General features: G+C 61.1%; 19 protein-coding genes. 8 read left to right on the top strand and 11 right to left on the bottom strand.

What is annotated here, in order from left to right; genetic code table 11:
* Nucleotides 1-37: 37 nt before the first annotated feature.
* Nucleotides 38-1,597, top strand: a complete 1,560-nt coding sequence (locus U0004_RS01475; protein ID WP_070257836.1) for a methyl-accepting chemotaxis protein — start codon at nucleotides 38-40, stop codon at nucleotides 1,595-1,597.
* 49 nt (nucleotides 1,598-1,646) lie between these two features.
* Here the strand turns inward: U0004_RS01475 and U0004_RS01470 are convergent, their stop codons facing one another.
* Nucleotides 1,647-2,627, bottom strand: a complete 981-nt coding sequence (locus U0004_RS01470; protein ID WP_034752642.1) for a LysR family transcriptional regulator — start codon at nucleotides 2,625-2,627, stop codon at nucleotides 1,647-1,649.
* A 192-nt stretch (nucleotides 2,628-2,819) separates the two neighbouring features.
* On the opposite strand from U0004_RS01470, the gene U0004_RS01465 reads away from it, so the two are divergent.
* Nucleotides 2,820-3,125: a hypothetical protein gene (locus tag U0004_RS01465; RefSeq protein WP_070257837.1), complete on the top strand. Its 306-nt coding sequence runs from the start codon at nucleotides 2,820-2,822 to the stop codon at nucleotides 3,123-3,125.
* A 72-nt stretch (nucleotides 3,126-3,197) separates the two neighbouring features.
* Here U0004_RS01465 and U0004_RS01460 read toward each other — a convergent pair whose 3' ends face one another.
* The 5 genes from U0004_RS01460 to U0004_RS01440 all read right to left on the bottom strand — a co-directional run bounded on the left by U0004_RS01460 (nucleotide 3,198) and on the right by U0004_RS01440 (nucleotide 6,432).
* Complete coding sequence (locus U0004_RS01460) at nucleotides 3,198-3,794, bottom strand: chalcone isomerase family protein (RefSeq protein WP_034783861.1); 597 nt, start codon at nucleotides 3,792-3,794, stop codon at nucleotides 3,198-3,200.
* A gap of 112 nt (nucleotides 3,795-3,906) precedes the next feature.
* Nucleotides 3,907-4,173, bottom strand: coding sequence for a YfhL family 4Fe-4S dicluster ferredoxin (locus tag U0004_RS01455; RefSeq protein WP_034752637.1), 267 nt, complete (start codon nucleotides 4,171-4,173; stop codon nucleotides 3,907-3,909).
* 14 nt (nucleotides 4,174-4,187) lie between these two features.
* Entirely contained in the window at nucleotides 4,188-4,685 is a 498-nt protein-coding gene (gene coaD / locus U0004_RS01450) for a pantetheine-phosphate adenylyltransferase (protein ID WP_034752633.1), read from the bottom strand.
* 112 nt (nucleotides 4,686-4,797) lie between these two features.
* Nucleotides 4,798-5,457 carry a 16S rRNA (guanine(966)-N(2))-methyltransferase RsmD gene (gene rsmD / locus U0004_RS01445; protein ID WP_115057389.1) on the bottom strand — a complete coding sequence of 220 codons (660 nt, stop codon included), beginning with the start codon at nucleotides 5,455-5,457 and terminating at the stop codon, nucleotides 4,798-4,800.
* A 69-nt stretch (nucleotides 5,458-5,526) separates the two neighbouring features.
* Entirely contained in the window at nucleotides 5,527-6,432 is a 906-nt protein-coding gene (locus tag U0004_RS01440) for a DUF6279 family lipoprotein (protein WP_174718089.1), read from the bottom strand.
* A 25-nt stretch (nucleotides 6,433-6,457) separates the two neighbouring features.
* On the opposite strand from U0004_RS01440, the gene glmU reads away from it, so the two are divergent.
* Complete coding sequence (gene glmU, locus U0004_RS01435) at nucleotides 6,458-7,834, top strand: bifunctional UDP-N-acetylglucosamine diphosphorylase/glucosamine-1-phosphate N-acetyltransferase GlmU (protein ID WP_034783863.1); 1,377 nt, start codon at nucleotides 6,458-6,460, stop codon at nucleotides 7,832-7,834.
* A 650-nt stretch (nucleotides 7,835-8,484) separates the two neighbouring features.
* Here glmU and U0004_RS01430 read toward each other — a convergent pair.
* Complete coding sequence (locus U0004_RS01430) at nucleotides 8,485-8,958, bottom strand: Lrp/AsnC family transcriptional regulator (RefSeq protein ID WP_070257839.1); 474 nt, start codon at nucleotides 8,956-8,958, stop codon at nucleotides 8,485-8,487.
* 161 nt (nucleotides 8,959-9,119) lie between these two features.
* Here U0004_RS01430 and glmS point away from each other — a divergent pair, with 161 nt between their 5' ends.
* Nucleotides 9,120-10,949 (top strand): glutamine--fructose-6-phosphate transaminase (isomerizing), encoded by a 1,830-nt coding sequence (glmS, locus tag U0004_RS01425; protein ID WP_034782627.1) that lies wholly within the window; start codon nucleotides 9,120-9,122, stop codon nucleotides 10,947-10,949.
* Nucleotides 10,950-11,016: 67 nt separating this feature from the next.
* Here glmS and U0004_RS01420 read toward each other — a convergent pair whose 3' ends face one another.
* Nucleotides 11,017-11,898: a methylenetetrahydrofolate reductase gene (locus tag U0004_RS01420; RefSeq protein ID WP_070257920.1), complete on the bottom strand. Its 882-nt coding sequence runs from the start codon at nucleotides 11,896-11,898 to the stop codon at nucleotides 11,017-11,019.
* Between the two features lie 13 nt (nucleotides 11,899-11,911).
* On the bottom strand, nucleotides 11,912-12,811 hold the full coding sequence (locus tag U0004_RS01415; protein ID WP_070257840.1) for a LysR family transcriptional regulator: 900 nt from the start codon (nucleotides 12,809-12,811) through the stop codon (nucleotides 11,912-11,914).
* 129 nt (nucleotides 12,812-12,940) lie between these two features.
* Here U0004_RS01415 and msuE point away from each other — a divergent pair, with 129 nt between their 5' ends.
* The 3 genes from msuE to U0004_RS01400 all read left to right on the top strand — a co-directional run bounded on the left by msuE (nucleotide 12,941) and on the right by U0004_RS01400 (nucleotide 15,619).
* Complete coding sequence (gene msuE, locus U0004_RS01410) at nucleotides 12,941-13,522, top strand: FMN reductase (RefSeq protein ID WP_070257841.1); 582 nt, start codon at nucleotides 12,941-12,943, stop codon at nucleotides 13,520-13,522.
* A 65-nt stretch (nucleotides 13,523-13,587) separates the two neighbouring features.
* Nucleotides 13,588-14,565, top strand: coding sequence for a DUF1852 domain-containing protein (locus tag U0004_RS01405; protein WP_070257842.1), 978 nt, complete (start codon nucleotides 13,588-13,590; stop codon nucleotides 14,563-14,565).
* 25 nt (nucleotides 14,566-14,590) lie between these two features.
* Nucleotides 14,591-15,619: a methionine synthase gene (locus U0004_RS01400; protein WP_070257843.1), complete on the top strand. Its 1,029-nt coding sequence runs from the start codon at nucleotides 14,591-14,593 to the stop codon at nucleotides 15,617-15,619.
* A 111-nt stretch (nucleotides 15,620-15,730) separates the two neighbouring features.
* On the opposite strand, the gene U0004_RS01395 is transcribed toward U0004_RS01400, so the two are convergent.
* A complete protein-coding gene (locus U0004_RS01395) occupies nucleotides 15,731-17,410 on the bottom strand; it encodes a methyl-accepting chemotaxis protein (RefSeq protein WP_070257844.1) in 1,680 nt (559 codons plus the stop codon).
* A 268-nt stretch (nucleotides 17,411-17,678) separates the two neighbouring features.
* On the opposite strand from U0004_RS01395, the gene U0004_RS01390 reads away from it, so the two are divergent.
* Nucleotides 17,679-20,108 (top strand): DUF3772 domain-containing protein, encoded by a 2,430-nt coding sequence (locus U0004_RS01390; RefSeq protein WP_070257845.1) that lies wholly within the window; start codon nucleotides 17,679-17,681, stop codon nucleotides 20,106-20,108.
* Here the strand turns inward: U0004_RS01390 and U0004_RS01385 are convergent.
* On the bottom strand, nucleotides 20,105-20,593 hold the full coding sequence (locus tag U0004_RS01385; protein WP_217495256.1) for a DUF2938 domain-containing protein: 489 nt from the start codon (nucleotides 20,591-20,593) through the stop codon (nucleotides 20,105-20,107). The two genes, U0004_RS01390 and U0004_RS01385, sit on opposite strands and share 4 nt — an antisense overlap.
* Nucleotides 20,594-20,648: the final 55 nt, after the last annotated feature.

The raw sequence follows: 20,648 nt of genomic DNA, 5'->3' as shown, positions 1-20,648 counted from the left end.
TCAACGGGACGTGACGGGTTCGCGCAGCGGGGGACAAATGAAGCAGTTGCAGCATCAGCTGGTGCGTTTCTTTGTATTCACGATCCTGGCCATGGCCGTGGCCTGTTGCCTGGCCTATCTGCTGCTGCTCTCGGGCGGCGAACATCCGTATCTGATCGCCTGCGTGGCCGCCGCCATCGGCGCCGCGCTGCTGGCGTTTGCCGGCCGTGCGCGCGGCGAGCCAGGCTTGCATCAGTTCGCCGACACGGTGGGCAACGCCATCGACGCCATCATGATCGGCGCGGCGGAAACCTCGTATTTTGTCGATTCCGTCAAACAGAAGGTGGAACTCGATGTGCGCACGGCCAGCGACATCGCCGACAGTTCCGTACAAAATGCCGCCATGACGGAAAAGATCGCCGCCAATGCGGAGCGGGCAGCCAAGGTGGCCGCCGGCGTGCGCGTGGAAAGCGTGGCGGCGCGCGCCGAAGTGGACCAGGGCTTGCAGCGCATCAATAAGGCACGCGAAGAAGCGCAAGGCGCTTCCAGTACCATGCTGAGTTTGCAGGAAAAATCCAAACGCATCACAGGTTTCACGGAAGCCATTTCCGATATTTCCGCGCGCACCAACTTGCTGGCGCTGAACGCCGCCATCGAGGCGGCGCGTGCCGGCGAACATGGACGCGGTTTTGCCGTGGTGGCCGGGGAAGTGCGGCAACTGGCGCAGCGCACCAAGGAAGCCTCCGATGAAATCAGCGTGATGGTGCGCGAAATCAATGAACAGTCGGAAAAAGCTGCGCGTGGCATGAGTTCGCTGGCGGCCGGCGTCACGGAAGCGGCGCGCAATGTGGAAAGCGTGCATGCATCGCTCAGCCATATCGAGGAATCGTCGGGCGTGTCGGAAGACGAGATCGGGCAAATCGCCCGCGCCTCGCGCGAACACGTCGACACGACGCAAGTGATCGCCGATGCCATCCTGCAAATCCGCGACAGCATGCTGTCGACGAACGCCGAATTGCCGCGCGCCACGCAGTCGGCCATGGCCCTGGCCGAGCGGGCCGAAGTGATCGCCGGCGCCCTCGGTGAATCGAGCGTGGCCACGCCGCACGACGAGATCCGCGAGGCGGCCCAGCGCGCCGCGCGCGACGTGGGCAAACTCTTCGAGCAAGCCATCGCGTCGGGGCGCATCACGCGCGAAGCCCTGTTCGACCGCCACTACCGCCCCATCCCGAATACCAATCCGCCCAAGCACAACACGAAGTTCGACGCGTTTACGGACAAAGTGCTGCCGGATGTGCAGGAAGGCGTGCTGGCCGCCCTGCCGCACCTGGCCTACGCGGGTGCCGTTGACAACAATGGATATTTCCCGACGCACAACAAGAAGTTTTCCCAGCCGCTGACGGGCGACTACGCCACGGATATCGTGAATAACCGCACCAAACGCATCTTCAGCGACCGCACGGGCAAACGCTGCGGCAGCAACACCCGGGCGTTCCTGTTGCAGACCTATAAACGCGACACGGGCGAAGTCATGCACGATTTATCCGTGCCCATCCACGTTGATGGCAAGCACTGGGGCGGTTTCAGAATCGGTTACCGCTCCAGCAGTCACGCATAAAAAAAACGCCTGATATTTCATCAGGCGTTTTTTTGTGCCGGCAGAGCACTTATTCAATATGCGGCTTCGGCGCCACGCCGCCACCGGCCGCCGTGGCCGTGCGCAGGGTGGGCGTGTTCATGCTTTCCAGGTGGTTGCGCAGCCATTTGTGGGCGGGGCTGCGGGCGTCGCGCTCGTGCCACAGCATGTCCAGGTGGACGGCTGGCAGGGTCAATGGCAAATCCTTGTACAACAGCGATTCCGTCATGCCTGTCGAGGCGATCAGGTGGCGCGGCAAGACCGTGATCAGGTCGGAATTGGCGACGACCCGCCCAGCGGTAAAGAACTGGTTGACCGTTAACAGGATGCGCCGTTCGCGGTGGATCTGCGACAGCGCCTCGTCGATCAAGCCATGCGCGCGGCCGGAAAAGCTCACCAATAAATGGTTCGCCGCGCAGTAGTTATCCAGGGTCAATTCCTTGTCTGCCAGCGGATGGCCGCGCCGCATCACGCACACATACTTGCCGGAATACAGGCGTTCATGGCGGATGGGCGAACCCGTTTCGCTCGACAGTTGCGCCGCCACGCCGGGAAAGAAGCCCACGGCCAGGTCGATGTCGCCGCGCAGCAGCATCGGGCGCGGTTCACGCGTGGTCAGCGGCATCATGCGCACGTTGACGCCGGGCGCTTCCCGTTCGATCGAGCGCATCAGCGAAGGCAGCCAGAACGCGGCCGTAGCATCGGCCATGGCCATGCGGAAGGTGGCGTGGGTTTTCGACACGTCGAAGGTTTCCGGCGTGACGGCCGCTTCCAGGCTGGCCAGGGCCGAGCGCACGGATGGCCACAGCGCTTCGGCGCGGGGCGTGGGTTTCACGCCGTACGCCGTGCGGATCAGCAATTCGTCACCGAGGCTCTCGCGCAGGCGTTTGATGGCGTTCGATACCGCCGGCTGCGTCATCGCCAGGTGGCCGGCTGCGCGCGTCAGGTTTTGTTCCGTCATGACGGCGTCGAAAACACGCAGCAAGTTCAGATCCAGCGTCAGAAAACTCATGGAAAGCCCAAGATAAAAGTTGAATTGATTACTTAAGAGTGTAAACCGCGCCGGGCACGAATATTTTCACTCGTAAAAAAATATTACAGTTTTCCATTCATGATTCATATAATTGGTATCAAGAAATGGAATTAGATTTATATGTTGCACTGCACTATAGTACTGGCAAATTCTATAATGCACTGGAACACTATGTCTACCTTCGCCTCCGCCCTGTACGCAGTATCCGCACCCGTGCTGGAGATTTCCCTGCTGAATGCCCTGCAACTCGTGCTGGTGATCGTGGCCGTGGGCGCCTTCGCCCTGCTGTTCAAGCCTTTGCTGGTGGGGATCGCCCGCGCCATGGTGCTGCTGGTGCGTCCCAAGCTGAGCCGCGAAGAGCGCCTGGCACGCCAGCAGATGCGCGAAGCGCAAGCCTTGAAGCGCACCCTGGGCAAGATGGATGGCGTGTCGCCAAGCAATGCCGCCGAGCTGCGTGCCCTGTCGACGCGCGTCTGAGCGATCAACTGTTGCAGATGACAAGCCGGCGCGAGCCGGCTTTTTTACGCCCGCGTTTTCGTTCAGGCCGCTTCAGGCCATGTCGCCCAGCAAATGCGCGCGCAACAAGGTGTCGGCCGGGTGGGCGCCGATCCAGATTTTCAGCAGCGCATTATAGAAGGCCAGGTCCGGCACCATGTCGCCCACCTGCTTGCCGTTCAGCTTGCACAACGTGCCTTCCTCCGGCAGCCAGTCCACGGTGAGAATGTCGCCCTTTTTCAGGCCGGGCACCATTTCGAACATGGCGCCGAACTGCATCGTCTGGCTCAGCAGGCGCGTGCGGTCGGCCTGGTCGGAGCTGCGCTTCAAGCCCTGCATGAAGGCTTGCCCCAGCTCGTCCGAGGTGATGTCGCGCAGCATGACGATTTCCAGGCGGCGCGGTCCGGGCAGCGCCAGGATGTCGGCCAGCTGGGTTTTCTTTTCCGGCAGGTACAGCGCAATCGTGTAGACCTTGAAGATGACCTTGTAGCGCACGCCGGCGCCGTTGAGTTTCAACTCGCGGCTGGCCAGCTGCACCGTGTCGTCCAGCTTGACGCCGCCGATCTCGACGGCCAGCGCTGCTTGTGCCAGGGCGGCGCACAGGCCGATGGCAGCGAGGGAGCGGCCCAAACGCGATGTGCATATTTGCATCTTCTACCTCCGTGGAAACCATGGGCTGTGGATAAGTCAGCACACAGTGTAGAACAGTTGGCAGAAGCTGGCGCCACGCAGAAGTGGCCCAGAAGTGGGGTGGGAGAAATGCTCAGGTTTTTGCGGCGGGAAGTTCCGCCTGCAGGCGTTCGTACTTGGCCATCAATTGCTCCGGGCTTTCGCGCCAGGCGGGATTGAAGGGGATGCAGCTGACGGGGCACACTTGCTGGCATTGCGGCTCGTCAAAGTGGCCCACGCATTCGGTGCACTTGTTGGGATCGATTTCGTAGATTTCCGCGCCCATGTAGATCGCGTCATTCGGGCACTCGGGCTCGCAAATGTCGCAATTGATGCATTCGTCGGTGATCAGTAATGCCATGATTTCACTCTTACTTATTGCGATGATGCAGCGTTGGCGGCAATCTTGTTTTGCAGCCAGCGGTTCACCGAGGGGAAGACAAACTTGGAGACGTCGCCGCCCAGCGCCGCGATTTCGCGCACGATGGTGCCCGAAATGAATTGGTACTGGTCGGATGGCGTCAGGAACATGGTTTCGACATCGGGCAGCAGGTAGCGGTTCATGCCCGCCATCTGGAATTCGTATTCGAAGTCGGAGACGGCGCGCAAGCCGCGCACGATGACCCGCGCTTCATGCTTGCGCACGAAATCCTTGAGCAGGCCGGAAAAGCTTTCCACTTGCACGTTCGGATAGTGGCCGAGCACTTCGTTGGCAATTTCCAGGCGTTCGTCGAGCGAGAAAAACGGCTGCTTGTTCTTGCTGTCGGCGACACCGACGATCAGCTTGTCAAACAGACCCGATGCGCGGCGCACCAAATCTTCATGACCGCGCGTGAGCGGATCGAATGTTCCTGGATAAACGGCTACAACCATTGCGGCTCCCTGACGATGCACCAATATAGACGCGCATTATGCCTGAAATTGGTGACCACCTTGGTGCTGTGCCTCGGGGCAGGGAGCCTTTTTGCCTCATTTATAGGCAGATTCAGGCAGTTGCCGGCACTTTGTTGTAAGTTAGCAAATGATAATAAACGGTGCCCGCCTTGTCGGCGCGGATGACTTCCCACGGCGCCATCCACTCCGGTTTTTCCAGTGCGCTGGCTTCATCGAAGACCAGCGGCAAGCCCGATTCCGCGTACACCATGCCGCCTTCCTTGAGCAGGTTGGCGCACAGCGGTAACACTTTCGCCAGGAAATCCTGCTGGTAGGGCGGATCGAGGAAGATCAGGTCGTAACGCTGGCCGCGCGCTGCCAGGCCTTGCGCCGTCAGCAGGGCGTCGCCGCGCAGCAGTTGCACGTTGTCGGCGCGCAATTTCACCTTGTTCTCTTCCAGCTGGCGGATCACGGGCGTATGCGTATCGACCATGGTGACGGCGGCGGCGCCGCGGCTGGCCGCTTCAAAACCCAGCGCGCCGCTGCCGGCGAACAGGTCCAGCACCTGGGCATGGGCCCAGTCGCCGTCGCGCAAGTGATTGATCCAGTTGAACACGGTTTCGCGCACGCGGTCCGGCGTCGGGCGCAAGCCCAGTGCCTGCAAAACAGGCAGCACGGAGCGCTTCCACTGGCCGCCGATGATGCGTACCTGGTTCGGTGGCGGCGCGTGATGGACGGGGACTTTGGCGGGTTTTTTAATTTTCTTTTGCATGGGGATTTCTTCAATTCGGTGGCGGCCACTATAGCATATGGCCCCCTCCCCCCTGCTGGCGCTGCCGCTCTATTTGGGTTGCGTGGCCAGGGAATTGAAATCGTCGATCCAGCCCTGGATGCGCTTGACGGCATGGGCCTTTTGCGCCGGCGTGGCGATCTTGATCACCGTCAAGACCATCTGCGCCGTGCTGCTTTCGTAGGCATCGAAGAAGGCCTTGCGCTCCGAATGTTCCAGGCGCTCGAAACTGTCCTTGATCAGGGTCGTGATCAGGGCTGCGCTGGCTTCCTTGCCGAGTTTTTCCTGGTGAACTTTCTTGACCAGGTTCAACACATTCTGCTGGCGCCGCATGCGTTCGTCGAGCCAGATCTCATTGTTCAGCGGACGCGCGTCGGACGCCTTGCGGATGATGGCTTCCTGTTCGCTGCTGAAGCTGCCGAACCACAGTTCGAATTGCTCCATGGCTTTCTTGTAGCGCAGTTTCTGGCGCTTTTCCTGGTCGCCGCTCAGGTATTTCTTGCGGTAATCATCATTGTTCGACTTGAACTTCTTTTCCATCTGCGCGATCTGCTCGGGCTTGAGCGAGCGCGCCAGGTCGGCCAGCTCGGGCGCCGCTTTCAGCAGCAGCGCCTGGGTGCGCTGCTTGATCTCGCTGTAGTCCGCCATCAGGTCTGCCTGCGTGGTATTGCCTTGCAGCTGCTTCTGGCCCGTGCGCAGGATTTCCACGTAATCCTTCAATTGCGTCTTGCGGTGCCAGTCGAACAGCTTGTCGATATCGTCGCGCACCCAGCCCTTCTGGTCGCGGTCCAGGTCGACATACGCGTTCAGCCACCAGTACAGTACGGTATCGCCATTGTTGTAGGCCAGACGCAAGCCGCTGCAGCCGGCCATGACGACCAGCACGATGGCCAGCAGGGCATAAGTAAAACGGCCAAAGGGCGTGGAAAACGGGGCCTGCGTGTTAAACTTTTTCATATTCTTAACTTATAAAAGACGGTCTATGAACGTTGTCATTCTCGCTGCCGGTATGGGCAAACGCATGCAGTCGGCACTGCCCAAGGTATTGCACCCGTTGGCGGGCAAGCCGCTGTTGTCGCACGTCATCGACACGGCGCGCGGCCTGGCGCCGTCCCGATTATGCGTGATTTACGGGCATGGGGGCGCAGCGGTGCTGAAGTTGCTCGACGGCTACAAGGTGAACCATGCCGTGCAGATCGATGCCGCCGAGCAGGCGCAGCAACTGGGCACCGGTCATGCCGTGCAACAAGCGCTGCCTTTGCTCGATGACAGCGTGCCGACCCTGATCCTGTACGGCGACGTACCGCTGACCAGCGCCGTTTCCCTGCAGCAGTTGGTGCAGGCGGCGGGCCAGGACAAGCTGGCCATTTTGACCGTGGAACAGGACGATCCCTTTGGCCTGGGCCGCATCGTGCGCGAGCACGGTGCCATCGTGCGCATCGTCGAGGAAAAGGATGCCACGCCAGAAGAGCGCGCCATCAAGGAAATCAACAGCGGCATCATGGTCGCGCCCACCGTACAACTGAAACAATGGCTGTCGGCCCTGTCGAATGACAATGCCCAAGGGGAATACTATCTGACCGATATCGTTGCCCAGGCTGTCGCCGATGGCGTGGCCGTCACGTCGGCCCACCCGGCCGCCGTGTGGGAAGTGGCGGGCGTCAACAGCAAGGTGCAGCTGGCCCAGCTCGAACGCATCCACCAGAACAATATCGCGCAAGCGCTGCTCGAGCGGGGCGTGACCCTGCTGGACCCGGCCCGCATCGACGTGCGCGGCGAACTGATTTGCGGCCGCGATGTCACCATCGATGTCGGCTGCGTGTTCGAAGGCAGAGTCGAACTGGGCGATGGCGTGCGCGTGGGCGCCAACAACGTCTTCATCAATGCTACGGTGGCCGCTGGCGCGCACATCAAGCCCTTCTGCCATATCGAGGACGCCGTCGTCGGCGCCGCTTCCATCATCGGCCCGTACGCGCGCCTGCGCCCGGGCACGGTCCTGGCGGAAGACGTGCACATCGGTAACTTCGTCGAAGTGAAAAACAGCCAGATCGCCGCGCACAGCAAGGCCAACCACCTGGCCTACATCGGCGACGCCACCATCGGCTCGAAGGTCAACATCGGCGCTGGCACGATCACCTGCAACTACGATGGCGTGAACAAGTTCCGCACGGTAATTGAAGACGACGCTTTTATCGGCAGCGACAGCCAGCTGATCGCGCCCGTCACCGTCGGCAAGGGAGCCACGCTGGGCGCCGGCACGACCTTGTCGAAAGATGCGCCGGCCGGCAAGTTGACCGTGTCGCGCGCGCGCCAGGTCACCATCGACGGCTGGACGCGTCCCGTAAAAATCAAGAAATAAGCACCCCGCCCTCGGTACGCATGACGTCGTCAGCCTGTCCGGGCTGGCGGCGTTTTTTATGCCTGTGGATAATCCTGTGGAGAGTTGGCTGGCAACCCGGGATAAGTTGCGCCATTCTTCGCACTCAATATTTCTTCTACATTATCGAGTGTGGATAAGCATGTGAACAAGCATGCTGAGAAGTGATGGATAAGCCAGGTATAAGCTGCGTATAAGTGGTGAAAAAGCGGTGGAAAACTTGGGATAAGTTATCTGGCCCAGCTTGCCGATCGAGCGTACATGCCAGTCTGTGTAGACAAGCAAAGCATCCCCTGAGTTTGCTTGTCTGGATTGTGGATAAACTTGTGCGTAATCTGAGAATAAGTCATGAATAACTTGTAAGTCTTTGTATTCTAAAGATATTTGTGGCCTATTTATGCGGGCCGCTTGTGGGTAAAGCTGTGTAAAAGCCTGTGACTAAGGCGTGGGCAAGCGAAGGATAAGGCGGGATAAGTTTTAGCTGGGAGCCGATCCACATTTCTTGAGAAACCTCATGCGAGATGGGATTGTGGCAGCCGTGGACATCGGTGATTTTCATGCTGTGGATAAACTTGTGCGTAAGCATGCAGAAAAGTGAGGATAAGCAGGGATAACTTCCCTGCCAGCCGGGTTTACACAGCGATGCGCGTCTCGAACTTGCTGCGGAACGTGGAAAAATAGCTTTTCACGTTGCGCACATTCGCGTGCGCGGCGAACAGGCGGTGCGCCAGCGCGTGATAGGCGGGCATGTCGGCCACCTGCACCATCAGCACGAAATCGGGCCCGGGCGAGACGCGGTAGCATTGCAACACGGCGGGCTCGTCCGCCACGAGTTGCTCGAATTCCGCCATGCGCTCCGCCGCCTGCACGTCGAGCGTGATTTCCACGATGGCCGTCAGGCGCGCGCCCACCAGCTGCGGCGCGACGATGGCCACTTGCCGCTCGATGACGCCGCTTTCCCGCAAATGCTTGACCCGCCGCAAACAGGTAGGCGCCGAAACGTGCACCGCTTGCGCCAGCTCGCTGTTGGTTTGCGATGCATCAATTTGCAGGGCGTTCAGGATGCGACGATCGATCTCGTCGAGGGTAATGTTGCTATCGTTCATGATTGTGATGAATTGGAAAATAAATCGATTCTAAATGAAATAATATTTCATCACAAAATAAGTGTGAAATATTCAGTCAAAAATACACGGATTTAGAAAGCATATTTCATTCACTCTGCATTAGCATGCGTGCATTGATTAAATTTTAGACAGAGGTTTCCATGTGCGGCATCGTCGGCGCGGTAGCGCAACGTAATATCACTCCCATCCTGGTCGAAGGCTTGAAGCGCCTGGAATACCGCGGCTACGATTCCTGCGGCATCGCCCTGCATGCGGATGGCCGTTTGCAGCGTTCGCGCTCCACCTCGCGCGTGGCCGAGCTGGAAAAGCAGATCGCCGAAGAAGGCTTGAGCGGTTTTACGGGCATCGCCCACACGCGCTGGGCCACGCATGGCGCCCCTGTCTCCTTCAATGCCCACCCGCACTTTTCCCCAACGGAAGAGAACGCCCGCGTGGCGCTGGTGCATAACGGCATCATCGAAAACCACGACGAACTGCGCGCCGAACTGACGGCCCTCGGTTACGTCTTCCAGAGCCAGACGGACACGGAAGTGATCGCCCATCTGGTCGAGCACATGTACAACGGCGATTTATTTGAAACCGTGCAGCAGGCCGTGAAACGCCTCGACGGCGCGTATGCGATTGCCGTCTTCTGCCGCGACGAACCGCACCGCGTGGTCGCCGCGCGCCAGGGCTCGCCCCTGATCGTCGGCCTGGGCAATGGTGAAAACTTTGTCGCGTCGGACGCCATGGCGCTGGCCGGCACGACGGACCAGATCATCTACCTGGAAGAAGGCGACGTGGTCGACCTGCAACTGTCGCGCTGCTGGATCGTCGACGTCGATGGCAAGCCCGTCGAGCGCGAAGTGAAAACCGTGCATGCGCACACGGGCGCGGCAGAGCTAGGCCCGTACCGCCATTACATGCAAAAGGAAATTTTTGAACAGCCGCGCGCCATCGGCGACACGCTCGAAGGCGTGACGGGCATCATGCCGGAACTGTTCGGCGACGACGCCTATAAAATCTTCAAGCAGATCGACCGCGTGCTGATCCTCGCCTGCGGCACCAGTTCGTATGCGGGCATGACGGCCAAATACTGGATCGAGTCGATCGCCAAGGTGCCCGTCAGCGTGGAAGTGGCCAGCGAATACCGCTACCGCGACAGCGTGCCGCACCCGAACACGCTGGTGGTGACGATTTCGCAAAGCGGCGAAACGGCCGACACCCTGGCCGCCCTGAAACATGCGCGCAGCCTGGGCATGCAGCACACCTTGACCATCTGCAACGTGGCCACCAGCGCCATGGTGCGCGAATGCGCCCTGGCCTACATCACGCGCGCCGGCGTGGAAGTGGGCGTGGCCTCCACCAAAGCGTTTACCACGCAGCTGGCCGGCCTGTTCCTGCTGACCCTGTGCCTGGCGCAAGTCAATGGCCACTTGAGCGAAGAACAGGAAGCGGCGCACCTGAAAGCCATGCGCCACCTGCCCGTCGCCATCGCTTCCGTGCTGGCGCTGGAACCGCAGATCATCGCCTGGTCCGAAGAGTTCGCCCGCAAGGAAAACGCCCTCTTCCTGGGCCGCGGCATGCATTACCCGATCGCCCTGGAAGGCGCGCTGAAGCTGAAGGAAATCTCGTATATCCACGCCGAAGCGTATCCGGCCGGCGAACTGAAGCATGGCCCGCTGGCCCTGGTGACAAATGAAATGCCCGTCGTCACCATCGCGCCGAACGACGCCCTGATCGAAAAGCTGAAATCGAACATGCAGGAAGTGCGCGCCCGCGGCGGCCAGCTGTACGTCTTCGCCGACGTCGATTCGCGCATCAGCTCCGGCGAAGGCCTGCACGTCATCCGCCTGCCCGAGCACTACGGCGACCTGTCGCCGATCCTGCACGTGGTCGCGCTGCAATTGCTCGCGTATCACACGGCGCTGGCGCGCGGCACGGATGTGGACAAGCCACGCAATCTGGCCAAATCGGTGACGGTGGAGTAAGCAGGCGGGATGTTGCCCTTCTCTGGCGGCGTGGTGCCGCCAGAGAGGCGCTCGTCACACCGGATGCTCAAGGGCCTGGGCCGGTGCGGGAACGGTACTGCTCTATCCACTTGACGGATTGTGCGATGCCGCCGAAGGGAAAGAAATGCAGGCTGACCACGCCATGTGCTTCAGTCAGCCCGGCGGTGAGGCGCTCGACAAACAGATCCGGTCCTGCCGTGCCGAACAGCTTGCCGATGGACACGCCGTACTTGGACCACATCGATGCGCAGGCACTGACGCCGCATACTGCGGCATAACGGGCCAGCACCGCGATGCTGGCGGGGCCCGGGACGCCCACGCGCACGGGATGGTCAATGCCACGCTCGCGCAGCGTTTTCAACCACGTCAACACGATGTCGGCATCAAACGCAAACTGCGTGACGATCAAGGGCGCCATGCCGCGCTTGCCGATGCTGTCGCACTTGCGTTCAAGCACCTCCCACTGTTCGGCCGTGCTCATCACCGGATGGCCTTCCGGGTGACCACCCACGCCGATCACTTTGATTCCCGCGCGCTCGAACACGCCCGTGTCGATCAGCGAGGCACTGTCGGAAAACGGCCCCATCGGGGTGGACGGATCGCCGGCGATCACGAAGCAGCGCTCGACGCCCGCTTCGGTGACCGCGCGCTGGATGAGCGACTCAAACTCGGCAAGCGAGGCAATCCGGCGCGCAGACAGGTGCAGCATGGGTTCAAAGCCGAGGCTGCGCACGGTCCGCGCCGCGGCCAGCCGCGCGTCGTTGTCCTCGCGTGGCAGGTAGGGAATGGCAATGGTGGATGCGGGCGCTATCCGCGGCGCCGCCGCGCTCAACGCCGGCATGTCCTTCGCACTGACTTCCAGGGAATAGGCGTGCGTGATGTTGCCGGCAGGTCTGGGCTGAGCGGGATGCATCAAGAGATGACCCATGGCGTCGCTGCGGTCACTGCGCACTGGCGCTGGCCGGCTGGCGTGCCAGTTGAATGAAGGCCCGCACGTAGTCGATGGCGGTGTCCGTCTCGCGTGCTCCCAGGAAAATTTGCTTGGCGATGCCGTGCACACCCAGCCGCACAGGTACCACGTCCATCTTGGCCGCGTATTCCTCGACCAGCCAGCGCGGCAGGGCGGCCACACCGCGGCCGCTGGCCACCATCTGCAGCATGATGTCGGTGGTTTCGATGGCTTTGTGGCGCTTGGGCGTGACACCGGCCGGCAGCAGGAACTGGTTATAGATGTCCAGGCGCTCGATGTCCACGGGGTAGCTGATAAGCACTTCCCGGGTCAACTGCTGAGGCTGCACATAGGCCACCGAAGCCAGGGCATGGCCCTTGGCCACGACAAGCACCTGCTCGTAGTCGAACACGGGTTCGAATGTCAGCCCCGGCTTGTACAGCGGGTCGGGCGTGACCAGCAAGTCGATTTCGTAGCCGAACAGCGCGCCGATCCCGCCGAACTGGAACTTTTGCTTGACGTCCACATCCACGTCGGGCCATGCGGCCAGATACGGCGACACCACCTTCAGCAGCCACTGGTAGCAAGGGTGGCACTCCATGCCGATGCGCAGCGCACCGCGCTCGCCCTGCGCGAACTGGCCCAGGCGTTCTTCGGCCAGATCCAGTTGCGGCAGCACCCGGTTCGCCACCGCCAGCAGATACTGGCCGGCCTGCGTCAGGCGCAGGTTGCGCCCTTCGCGCAGCCAGACGTCGGTGCCCAGTTGCTGTTCCAGCTTCTTCATGCTGTGGCTCAGGGCCGACTGGGTCAGGTGCAGCACGCCTGCGGCAGCCGTCAGCGACCCTTGTTTCTCGACCTGCTGGACGATGCTGAGGTGGATGCGTTCAAGCATTGAGATGAGCCATGTTCATGGATGTATGAAATAAGACCATTATACTTCATCGATTCCCGCCGCTATCATCGATTCCCTTGTTGCCTGCACTCTTTCGGCCCTGGCGCATCCATCCACATGAAAGCAAACATGACACGTCCACTTCGTTTAGTCGCGGTTTCCGGCGGGCTGCAACGCCCTTCCAAGGCAGCAGCCCTGGCCGAGCACCTGATGGACCTGATCGCCGATGAAGTGCTGTGCGAACAACGCCTGGTCGAATTGGGCCAGCTCGCACCGCAGCTTGCCGGCGCGGTCTGGCGCTCCCACCTGCCCGATACGGTGGAGCGGGAACTTGCAGCGGTCGAGCAAGCCGACATCCTGGTGGTGGCAACACCGGTCTACCGCGGCGCATACACGGGACTGTTCAAGCACTTCTTCGATTTCATTGACCAGGACGCCTTGATCGACAAGCCGGTCCTGCTGGCGGCCACCGGCGGCAGCGAGCGCCATGCCCTGATGATCGACCACCAGTTGCGGCCGCTGTTCAGCTTTTTCCAGGCACGCACATTACCGCTGGGTGTGTATGCGACCGACAAGGATTTCCTCGACTACCGCCTGCAGGACGAAGCCCTGATCCAGCGGGCCACGCTGGCGGTGCAACGGGCATTGCCCTTGCTCGACTTGACGCGCCATGCGAGATCTGCCACTGCTGAAGAGCTGGTCGCAGCCTGATACGCATCACGACGCTCAGCCATCAACACATACATTATTCGCAAAAATCAGGACACCAGATCACCATGAGCAAAGATTTTATATTCAGTATCAAGAGCATTGTTTTCGATGAAAACTATCATCCATCGGACAATACGCGCCTGACGACCAATTTTGCCAATCTGGCCCGGGGAAACAGTCGCCAGGAAAACCTGCGCAATACCCTGAGGATGATAGACAACCGCTTCAACAACCTGGCGCATTGGGACAACCCGAACGGCGACCGCTATTCGGTAGAACTTGAAATCATCTCGGTGGAGCTGAATATTGATGTCGAAGGCAGTAATATCCCGTTGATCGAGATCTTGAAACCGACCGTTATCGACAAAAAAACCGGTGAACGCATCGATGGGATCGCGGGGAATAATTTCTCTTCCTACGTGCGCGATTACGACTTCAGCGTGCTGCTGCCTGAGCATAACAACAATCAATCCACCTTCACGGCTCCCGACGATTTCGGCGATTTTCATGGCAAGCTGTTCCGGCACTTTGTCAAATCACATACGTACAAAGAGCGCTTCAGCAAGCCGCCTGTCATCTGCATCAGCGCCTCGAGCAGCAAGGTCTATCACCGGACGGGGAATCAGCATCCCGTATTGGGCGTCGAGTATCAACAAAATGAATTTTCCTCGACGGATCAATATTTTGAAAAAATGGGCATGCAGGTTCGCTACTTCATGCCGCCAGATAGCGCCGCCCCATTGGCGTTTTATTTCATCGGCAACCTGCTTGGCGACTACACCAATCTTGAGCTGATCGCCACCATCAGCACGATGGAGACGTTCCAGAAGATTTACCGCCCCGAGATTTACAACGCCAATTCGGCGGCAGGCAAGTCGTATCAGCCGAGCCTGAAGAACCAGGACTATTCATTGACGCAGATTGTCTATGACCGGGAAGAGCGCAGCCAGCTGGCAGTCAAGCAGGGCAAATATACGGAAGAGCATTTCATCAAGCCATACAAGAATATTCTTGAACAGTGGACTGCCAGTTACGCTCTCTGACCAACCAACACACGAAATCACCACCATGAAAAAATTATTGCCTACCTCGACCGCCGGCAGCTTGCCGAAACCTTCCTGGCTTGCCCAACCTGAAAAACTCTGGTCGCCGTGGAAATTGCAGGACGAGGAATTAATCGAGGGCAAACAGGATGCCTTGCGTTTGTCACTGCAGGAACAGCAGCAGGCGGGGATCGATATTGTCAGCGATGGCGAGCAGACCCGTCAGCATTTTGTCACCACGTTCATCGAGCATCTGAGCGGCGTCGATTTTGACAAACGCGAGACTGTCAGAATCCGCGACCGCTATGATGCGAGTGTGCCGACCGTCGTTGGCGCCGTGAGCCGCCCGAAGCCGGTGTTTGTTGACGACGCCAAGTTTTTACGCCAGCAAACCACGCAGCCGATCAAATGGGCCCTGCCAGGTCCGATGACGATGATCGATACGCTGTATGACAGCCACTACAAGAGCCGCGAAAAGCTGGCCTGGGAATTTGCCAAGATCCTCAATCAGGAAGCCCGGGAATTGGAGGCGGCCGGCGTCGACATCATCCAGTTTGACGAACCTGCGTTCAATGTCTTTTTTGATGAGGTGAATGATTGGGGGATTGCCACCCTGGAGCGGGCGATCGAAGGGCTCAAGTGCGAAACGGCCGTGCATATTTGCTATGGTTACGGCATCAAGGCCAATACGGACTGGAAAAATACGCTGGGGTCCGAGTGGCGTCAATACGAGGAATCTTTCCCCAAGCTGCAGAAATCGAATATCGACATCATCTCGCTGGAATGCCACAACTCGCGTGTTCCCATCGACCTGATTGAACTCATACGCGGTAAAAAAGTGATGGTCGGGGCCATCGACGTGGCATCCAATACCATTGAAACGCCGGAGGAAGTGGCCAACACCCTGCGCAAGGCGCTGCGCTTTGTCGATGCCGACAAACTCTACCCTAGCACCAACTGCGGCATGGCGCCCTTGTCTCGTCACGTAGCCAGAGGCAAACTCAATGCGCTCAGTGCTGGCGCAGACATCATCCGGAGAGAACTATCGGCCTAGCCGCGTCGTGTCAAATTTGATTGTTGATTGACATGGATCAGATCGCGTAGCAGGAAGCAGCCATGCTGCATGACGCCACAGGCGCCGAGAGGCACCTGTGGCGTTGCTGCCTTAGAACTCTTCCCAGTCGGATGACGCCGTTGCTGCCGGTGCAGCTTTCCTGGCCGCCGGCACGCGCAGGGCGACGGCTTGCTGGCGCGGTACGGTTGTCGCGGCGATTGCCGGCTTGCTTGCCGGTGCGCCGGCGTCCAGCTTGAAGGCGCTCACCACCTGCGCCAACGTAGCCGCCTGCTCCTGCATGGCAGCGGCGGCCGCCGCCGATTCTTCCACCAGGGCCGCGTTTTGCTGGGTGACGTTGTCCATCTCGCTGATGGCCTGGTTGATTTGCTCGATGCCGGCCGTCTGTTCCGCGCTGGCCGAGGTGATTTCTTCCATGATGTCCGTGACGCGGCGCACGCTGTCGACCAGGTCGCTCATGGTGTTGCCGGCCTGATGCACGAGCTCGCTGCCCGCCGCCACGGTCTGGGTCGAGTCGTCGATCAGGGTCTTGATTTCCTTGGCCGCGGCAGCGGAGCGGTGCGCCAGGCTGCGCACTTCCGTGGCCACGACGGCAAAGCCGCGGCCCTGCTCGCCCGCGCGCGCCGCTTCCACGGCCGCGTTCAAGGCCAGAATGTTGGTCTGGAAGGCGATGCCATCGATGACGCCGATGATGTCGGCAATCTTGCTTGACGAGGCATCGATTTGCCGCATGGTCGCTACCACTTGCGCGATGACGGCGCCGCCGCGCTGCGCCACGCCGGAGGCCGTATCGGCCAGCACATGCGCCTGGCGCGCATTGTCGGCATTCTGCTTGACGGTCGAGGTCAGTTCTTCCATGGAAGAGGCTGTCTCTTCCAGCGAACTGGCTTGCTGCTCCGTGCGCGCAGACAGGTCCAGGCTGCCTGCCGCTACTTCGGACGAGGCCGAGGCGATCGTTTCCGTGCCGGCGCGCACCGTGCCCACCGTTTGCGCCAGGTTGTCGTTCATGCGCTTGAGTGCCTGCAACAGTTGTCCCATTTCATCGCGCGAATGCACGGTGATCTGGCTGCGCAAATCGCCTGCGGCCACCGTGTTGGCCACCTGCAGCGCCGTGGTGACGGGGCCGGTGATCGAGCGCGTGATGCCATACGCCAACGCCGCCGCGATGGCCAGTGCCGCCAGCGACATGCCGATCAGCAAGGTGCGCGTATTGGCATAAGTGGCATTCGCGTTGTCGCCCGCCGTGTTGGCCAGGGTATTTTGCAAGCTGATCTGTTCAGCAATCAACTGTTTATAGACGAGCAATACGGGACGCAGCTGGCCGTACAGGTAGGCGCTGCTGTCGTCCGGCGTGCCGTTACGGATCAGTTCAAGCAAGGTCTCCTGCCCCTGCGCGTAGCGGGTGTTGGCGTCGTTCATCTTGGCCAGCAACGCGCGCTCTCGGTCGGAATCGAGCATGTTCGCGAGCTTGCCGAGATTGCCGGCCGCCGCCTGGCGCGCAGCCAGGATGGAGTCCGTTTGTTTGCGCTGGTCGGCCGGATCGGCGCTGAGCATCATGTTGCGCAGCGCAATGGCGATATCGTTGATGTTGGCCGACACGCTGTTGGCGAGCTCGATCTTGGGCATGCTGTCATGCACGATATGGCCGGTGCCCTGGTTGATCTTGCCCAGCATGGCAATGCCCAGGCAAGAGATGATGATCAGCATGGCGCCGATGGTGCCAAAGCCTGTGGCGAGGCGTGTACCGATGGTCAGATGGGATAAAAACTTCATGGCTGTCTCAATACGGAGGGAATGGTGAAAAGGTCGGCGGCGTACAGATGGCTGCCGCGCCGCCAAGCGGACGACGATCCTAGACCTTTTCGAATGATATTTCCATAGGGCAATATACCTAGTTTCTCCCCGGGGCACACGCCAGTTCCGCCTGTCCTGCGGCTTGCCCGCGTTTTCAGCTATATTGGCAGGCACCTGCCGGGCAGCACGCCATGACTGGCGCTGCTGCCAATCCGGCCGTTTTTCTCATTTCCAGCCATAGGTCCGCATGACTTCTTTCCGTCTCCGTTTCTTCCCCTTCCTGTTGGCCTTGCTGCTGGCGTGCTCGCTCGCCCCGCCGCCCGCCTGGTCGCAGCCCGTCGATGACGCCGCCACGGCCGACCAGCGTCTCGATGGCTTGCGCAAGCAGATCACCGGTATCCAGAAGGCGCTCGATGGCGAGGCTGAGCTCGATGATGCGACCCTGTCGCAGATGCGGGCTGATGCGCTGGCGGCCAGCGCCGAGGCGGACAAGGTGGCCGATGCGCTCGCGCCCACGCTCTCCAGCGTGCAGGCGCGGCTGGCCGAGCTGGGCAAGCCGGCGGCGGGTACGAAAGATGCGCCCGACGTGGCGGCGCAGCGCAGCCAGCTGGACCGCACCAGCAGCGCGCTCGATGCGCAGGTCAAACTGGCGCGCCTGCTGGCCGTGGAAGCGACGCAGGCCTCGGAACAGGTGTCGACGGTGCGCCGCGCCCAGTTGCAGGCGCGCCTGGGCGAGCGCACGGCCTCGATACTCGCCGGTTCGTTCTGGAAACAGCTGCATGCGGAATTGCCGCAGAACCTGCAGCGCCTGCGCGCGCTGGAGCTGGAGTTGGCGAATGCGGCAGGCGCCACGCCGTGGTCGGCCTGGGGCGGCTTGCTGGCCGCCATCGTGGCCGTGATCGGCGCCAGCGTCTGGGCTTCGCGCTACTTGCTGGTGGTGACGTCCACGCGCGTGCCGCATGGCCGCTTGCGCCGCTCGCTGCATGCGCTGGCCGTGCTGGTGCTGGCGCTGGCCACGCCGGGCCTGGTGGCGGAATTGCTGGCCATGGGGCTGCGCTGGGAGGGTGGCCTGTCCGAAAAAACCTCGACTTTCCTCAGCAGCTTGATCGGCATCATCTGCTTTGCCGGTTTTACGGCGGGACTCGGTCACGCGCTGCTGTCGCCGCGCCGCGTGTCGTGGCGTCTGCTGCCCCTGCCCGATGCGCTGGCGCACCGCATGCGCAACTTCCCGTCGATGTTTTCCTTCATCGTCGTGCTCGTGTGGGCGACGGAACGGGTCACCATCGTCATCAATGCGGGCCTGTCGACGGCTGTGGCCGTCAACTGCATCGTCGCCCTGGTGATGAGCACGACCATCGCCTATGGCTTGATGCGCGCCGAGCGCTGCTGGCGCCAGTTGCGCGAGGCCGATCCCGCCACCCTGGTCACGCCCCTGTGGCTGCGCTGCGTCACGGTGCTGTTGTGGCTGGCGCTGGCGTCGAGCGTCATCAGCTTGTTGATCGGCTATGTGGCGTTCGGCAGCTTTGTCGCCAAGCAAATCGCCTGGGTCATCGTGGTGGTGTGCAGCACCTATCTGCTGACGGTGCTGGTGGACGATATCTGCATGCTGCTGGCCTCCACGCCACCGCCGCCGGACGCGGCCCATCCTGTACTGGCCACGCCCAAGGCGCGCGACCAGGCGGCCGTGCTGCTGTCGGGTATCGGCCGCGCCATCGTCGTGCTGCTGGCCCTGATGCTGCTGCTGGCGCCGTTCGGTGAAGGTCCGGGCGAGCTGTTCCAGCGGGTCGGCAAGCTGCAGGATGGCCTGGCCATCGGCGAGGTGGCGATCCGCCCTGCCGCGCTGATCCAGGCCCTGCTGGTGCTGCTCGTTGGTTTTGTTGCGCTGGGCCTGTTCAAGCGCTGGCTGCAAAACAGTTATTTGCCGACCACTAATCTCGATACGGGCATGCAAGTGTCGTTCATCACCTTGTTCGGCTATATCGGCGGCGTGCTGGCCGTGGCGCTGGCCCTGTCGGCGGCCGGCATCGGCCTGGAACGCATCGCGTGGGTGGCGTCAGCCTTGTCGGTGGGTATCGGTTTTGGCTTGCAGGCGGTGGTGCAGAACTTCGTTTCCGGCTTGATTTTATTGGCCGAACGTCCTGTGAAAGTGGGCGACTGGGTGTCGCTGGGTGGCGTGGAGGGCGACATTCGCCGCATCAATGTGCGTGCCACGGAAATTCAACTGGGCGACCGTTCCACGGTGATCGTGCCGAACTCGGAATTCATTACCAAGACGGTGCGCAACGTGACCCTGGCCAATCCGCTGGGCCTGGTGCAGGTCAAGCTGCCGTTGCCGCTGGGCACGGATGCGCAGGCGGCGCGCGCGCTGATCCTGTCCGTCTTTGTCGACAATCCCGACGTGCTCGACACGCCGCCGCCCAGCGTGCAGCTCGATGGCATCGACAATGGCCTGTTGCTGTTCAACGCCACCGGCTTTGCCTCGTCGCCGCGCCTGACGTCGGGCATCCGCAGCGCGCTGCTGTTCGAACTGCTCAAGCGCCTGGACGAGGCGCATATCGCCATCGCCAAGCCCAGCACGATGGTGCTGAGCACCGTGCCGGCCCAGCCGGAGGCGCCGGCCATGTCGGCGGTGGCAGCCGCGCCGGCGCCCACACCCGTGCCGCCGCTGACCTCCTAGCGGACCGTCGACCACAGCAGCGCCGTCAGGTACAGACCGATGCCGAACGCCGTGTGGGCCATCAGGCTGCGCAGGCGGGCGGCCATCGGATGCGGCGTCTTGCGGGCGGCCAGGCCGGCGCCCATGCCCGGCTGCAAGATGCAAAATGGCGCGGCCACGCTCAGCACACCCGCCAGCAGGGCCGGCGCGAACGTCGGCCCTTGCACCCACTCCTCTCCCACCAGCGCCAGCAGCACGGCCGCAAACAGCACGCCGATCACATAATGAAACGTCCAGCCCAGGATGGCTTCATCGCGCACGGGCGCCGCCTGGGCGATGTTGGTGTGCGTGATCGTGCCGCGCGGCAGATGGCCCAGCCAGCGCCCCACCATCGCAAAGTTCAGCGAAGGAATGCACCAGTAGCGTTTTAACGCCACCGCCCACACATCCATCACCGCCGTCGCGCCCACGCCGATGGCCAGCGCATCGAGCCAGAGTATTTGCATTGCCGCTCCTAACATTCAATTAATTGCTTGAATGTTATAAGGGTGCTAGCATCGT

It is taken from the genome of Janthinobacterium lividum (assembly GCF_034424625.1).
Taxonomy (GTDB): domain Bacteria; phylum Pseudomonadota; class Gammaproteobacteria; order Burkholderiales; family Burkholderiaceae_D; genus Janthinobacterium; species Janthinobacterium lividum.
This window is presented reverse-complemented; position numbering and strand designations above follow the sequence as displayed.

Excerpts from the sequence above, each read along its gene's own strand:
- U0004_RS01475 (WP_070257836.1), top strand. The coding sequence starts at position 38 with ATGAAGCAGTTGCAGCATCAGCTGGTGCGTTTCTTTGTATTCACGATC.
- U0004_RS01470 (WP_034752642.1), bottom strand. The coding sequence starts at position 2,627 with ATGAGTTTTCTGACGCTGGATCTGAACTTGCTGCGTGTTTTCGACGCC.
- U0004_RS01465 (WP_070257837.1), top strand. The coding sequence starts at position 2,820 with ATGTCTACCTTCGCCTCCGCCCTGTACGCAGTATCCGCACCCGTGCTG.
- U0004_RS01460 (WP_034783861.1), bottom strand. The coding sequence starts at position 3,794 with ATGCAAATATGCACATCGCGTTTGGGCCGCTCCCTCGCTGCCATCGGC.
- U0004_RS01455 (WP_034752637.1), bottom strand. The coding sequence starts at position 4,173 with ATGGCATTACTGATCACCGACGAATGCATCAATTGCGACATTTGCGAG.
- coaD (WP_034752633.1), bottom strand. The coding sequence starts at position 4,685 with ATGGTTGTAGCCGTTTATCCAGGAACATTCGATCCGCTCACGCGCGGT.
- rsmD (WP_115057389.1), bottom strand. The coding sequence starts at position 5,457 with ATGCAAAAGAAAATTAAAAAACCCGCCAAAGTCCCCGTCCATCACGCG.
- U0004_RS01440 (WP_174718089.1), bottom strand. The coding sequence starts at position 6,432 with ATGAAAAAGTTTAACACGCAGGCCCCGTTTTCCACGCCCTTTGGCCGT.
- glmU (WP_034783863.1), top strand. The coding sequence starts at position 6,458 with ATGAACGTTGTCATTCTCGCTGCCGGTATGGGCAAACGCATGCAGTCG.
- U0004_RS01430 (WP_070257839.1), bottom strand. The coding sequence starts at position 8,958 with ATGAACGATAGCAACATTACCCTCGACGAGATCGATCGTCGCATCCTG.
- glmS (WP_034782627.1), top strand. The coding sequence starts at position 9,120 with ATGTGCGGCATCGTCGGCGCGGTAGCGCAACGTAATATCACTCCCATC.
- U0004_RS01420 (WP_070257920.1), bottom strand. The coding sequence starts at position 11,898 with ATGGGTCATCTCTTGATGCATCCCGCTCAGCCCAGACCTGCCGGCAAC.
- U0004_RS01415 (WP_070257840.1), bottom strand. The coding sequence starts at position 12,811 with ATGCTTGAACGCATCCACCTCAGCATCGTCCAGCAGGTCGAGAAACAA.
- msuE (WP_070257841.1), top strand. The coding sequence starts at position 12,941 with ATGACACGTCCACTTCGTTTAGTCGCGGTTTCCGGCGGGCTGCAACGC.
- U0004_RS01405 (WP_070257842.1), top strand. The coding sequence starts at position 13,588 with ATGAGCAAAGATTTTATATTCAGTATCAAGAGCATTGTTTTCGATGAA.
- U0004_RS01400 (WP_070257843.1), top strand. The coding sequence starts at position 14,591 with ATGAAAAAATTATTGCCTACCTCGACCGCCGGCAGCTTGCCGAAACCT.
- U0004_RS01395 (WP_070257844.1), bottom strand. The coding sequence starts at position 17,410 with ATGAAGTTTTTATCCCATCTGACCATCGGTACACGCCTCGCCACAGGC.
- U0004_RS01390 (WP_070257845.1), top strand. The coding sequence starts at position 17,679 with ATGACTTCTTTCCGTCTCCGTTTCTTCCCCTTCCTGTTGGCCTTGCTG.
- U0004_RS01385 (WP_217495256.1), bottom strand. The coding sequence starts at position 20,593 with ATGCAAATACTCTGGCTCGATGCGCTGGCCATCGGCGTGGGCGCGACG.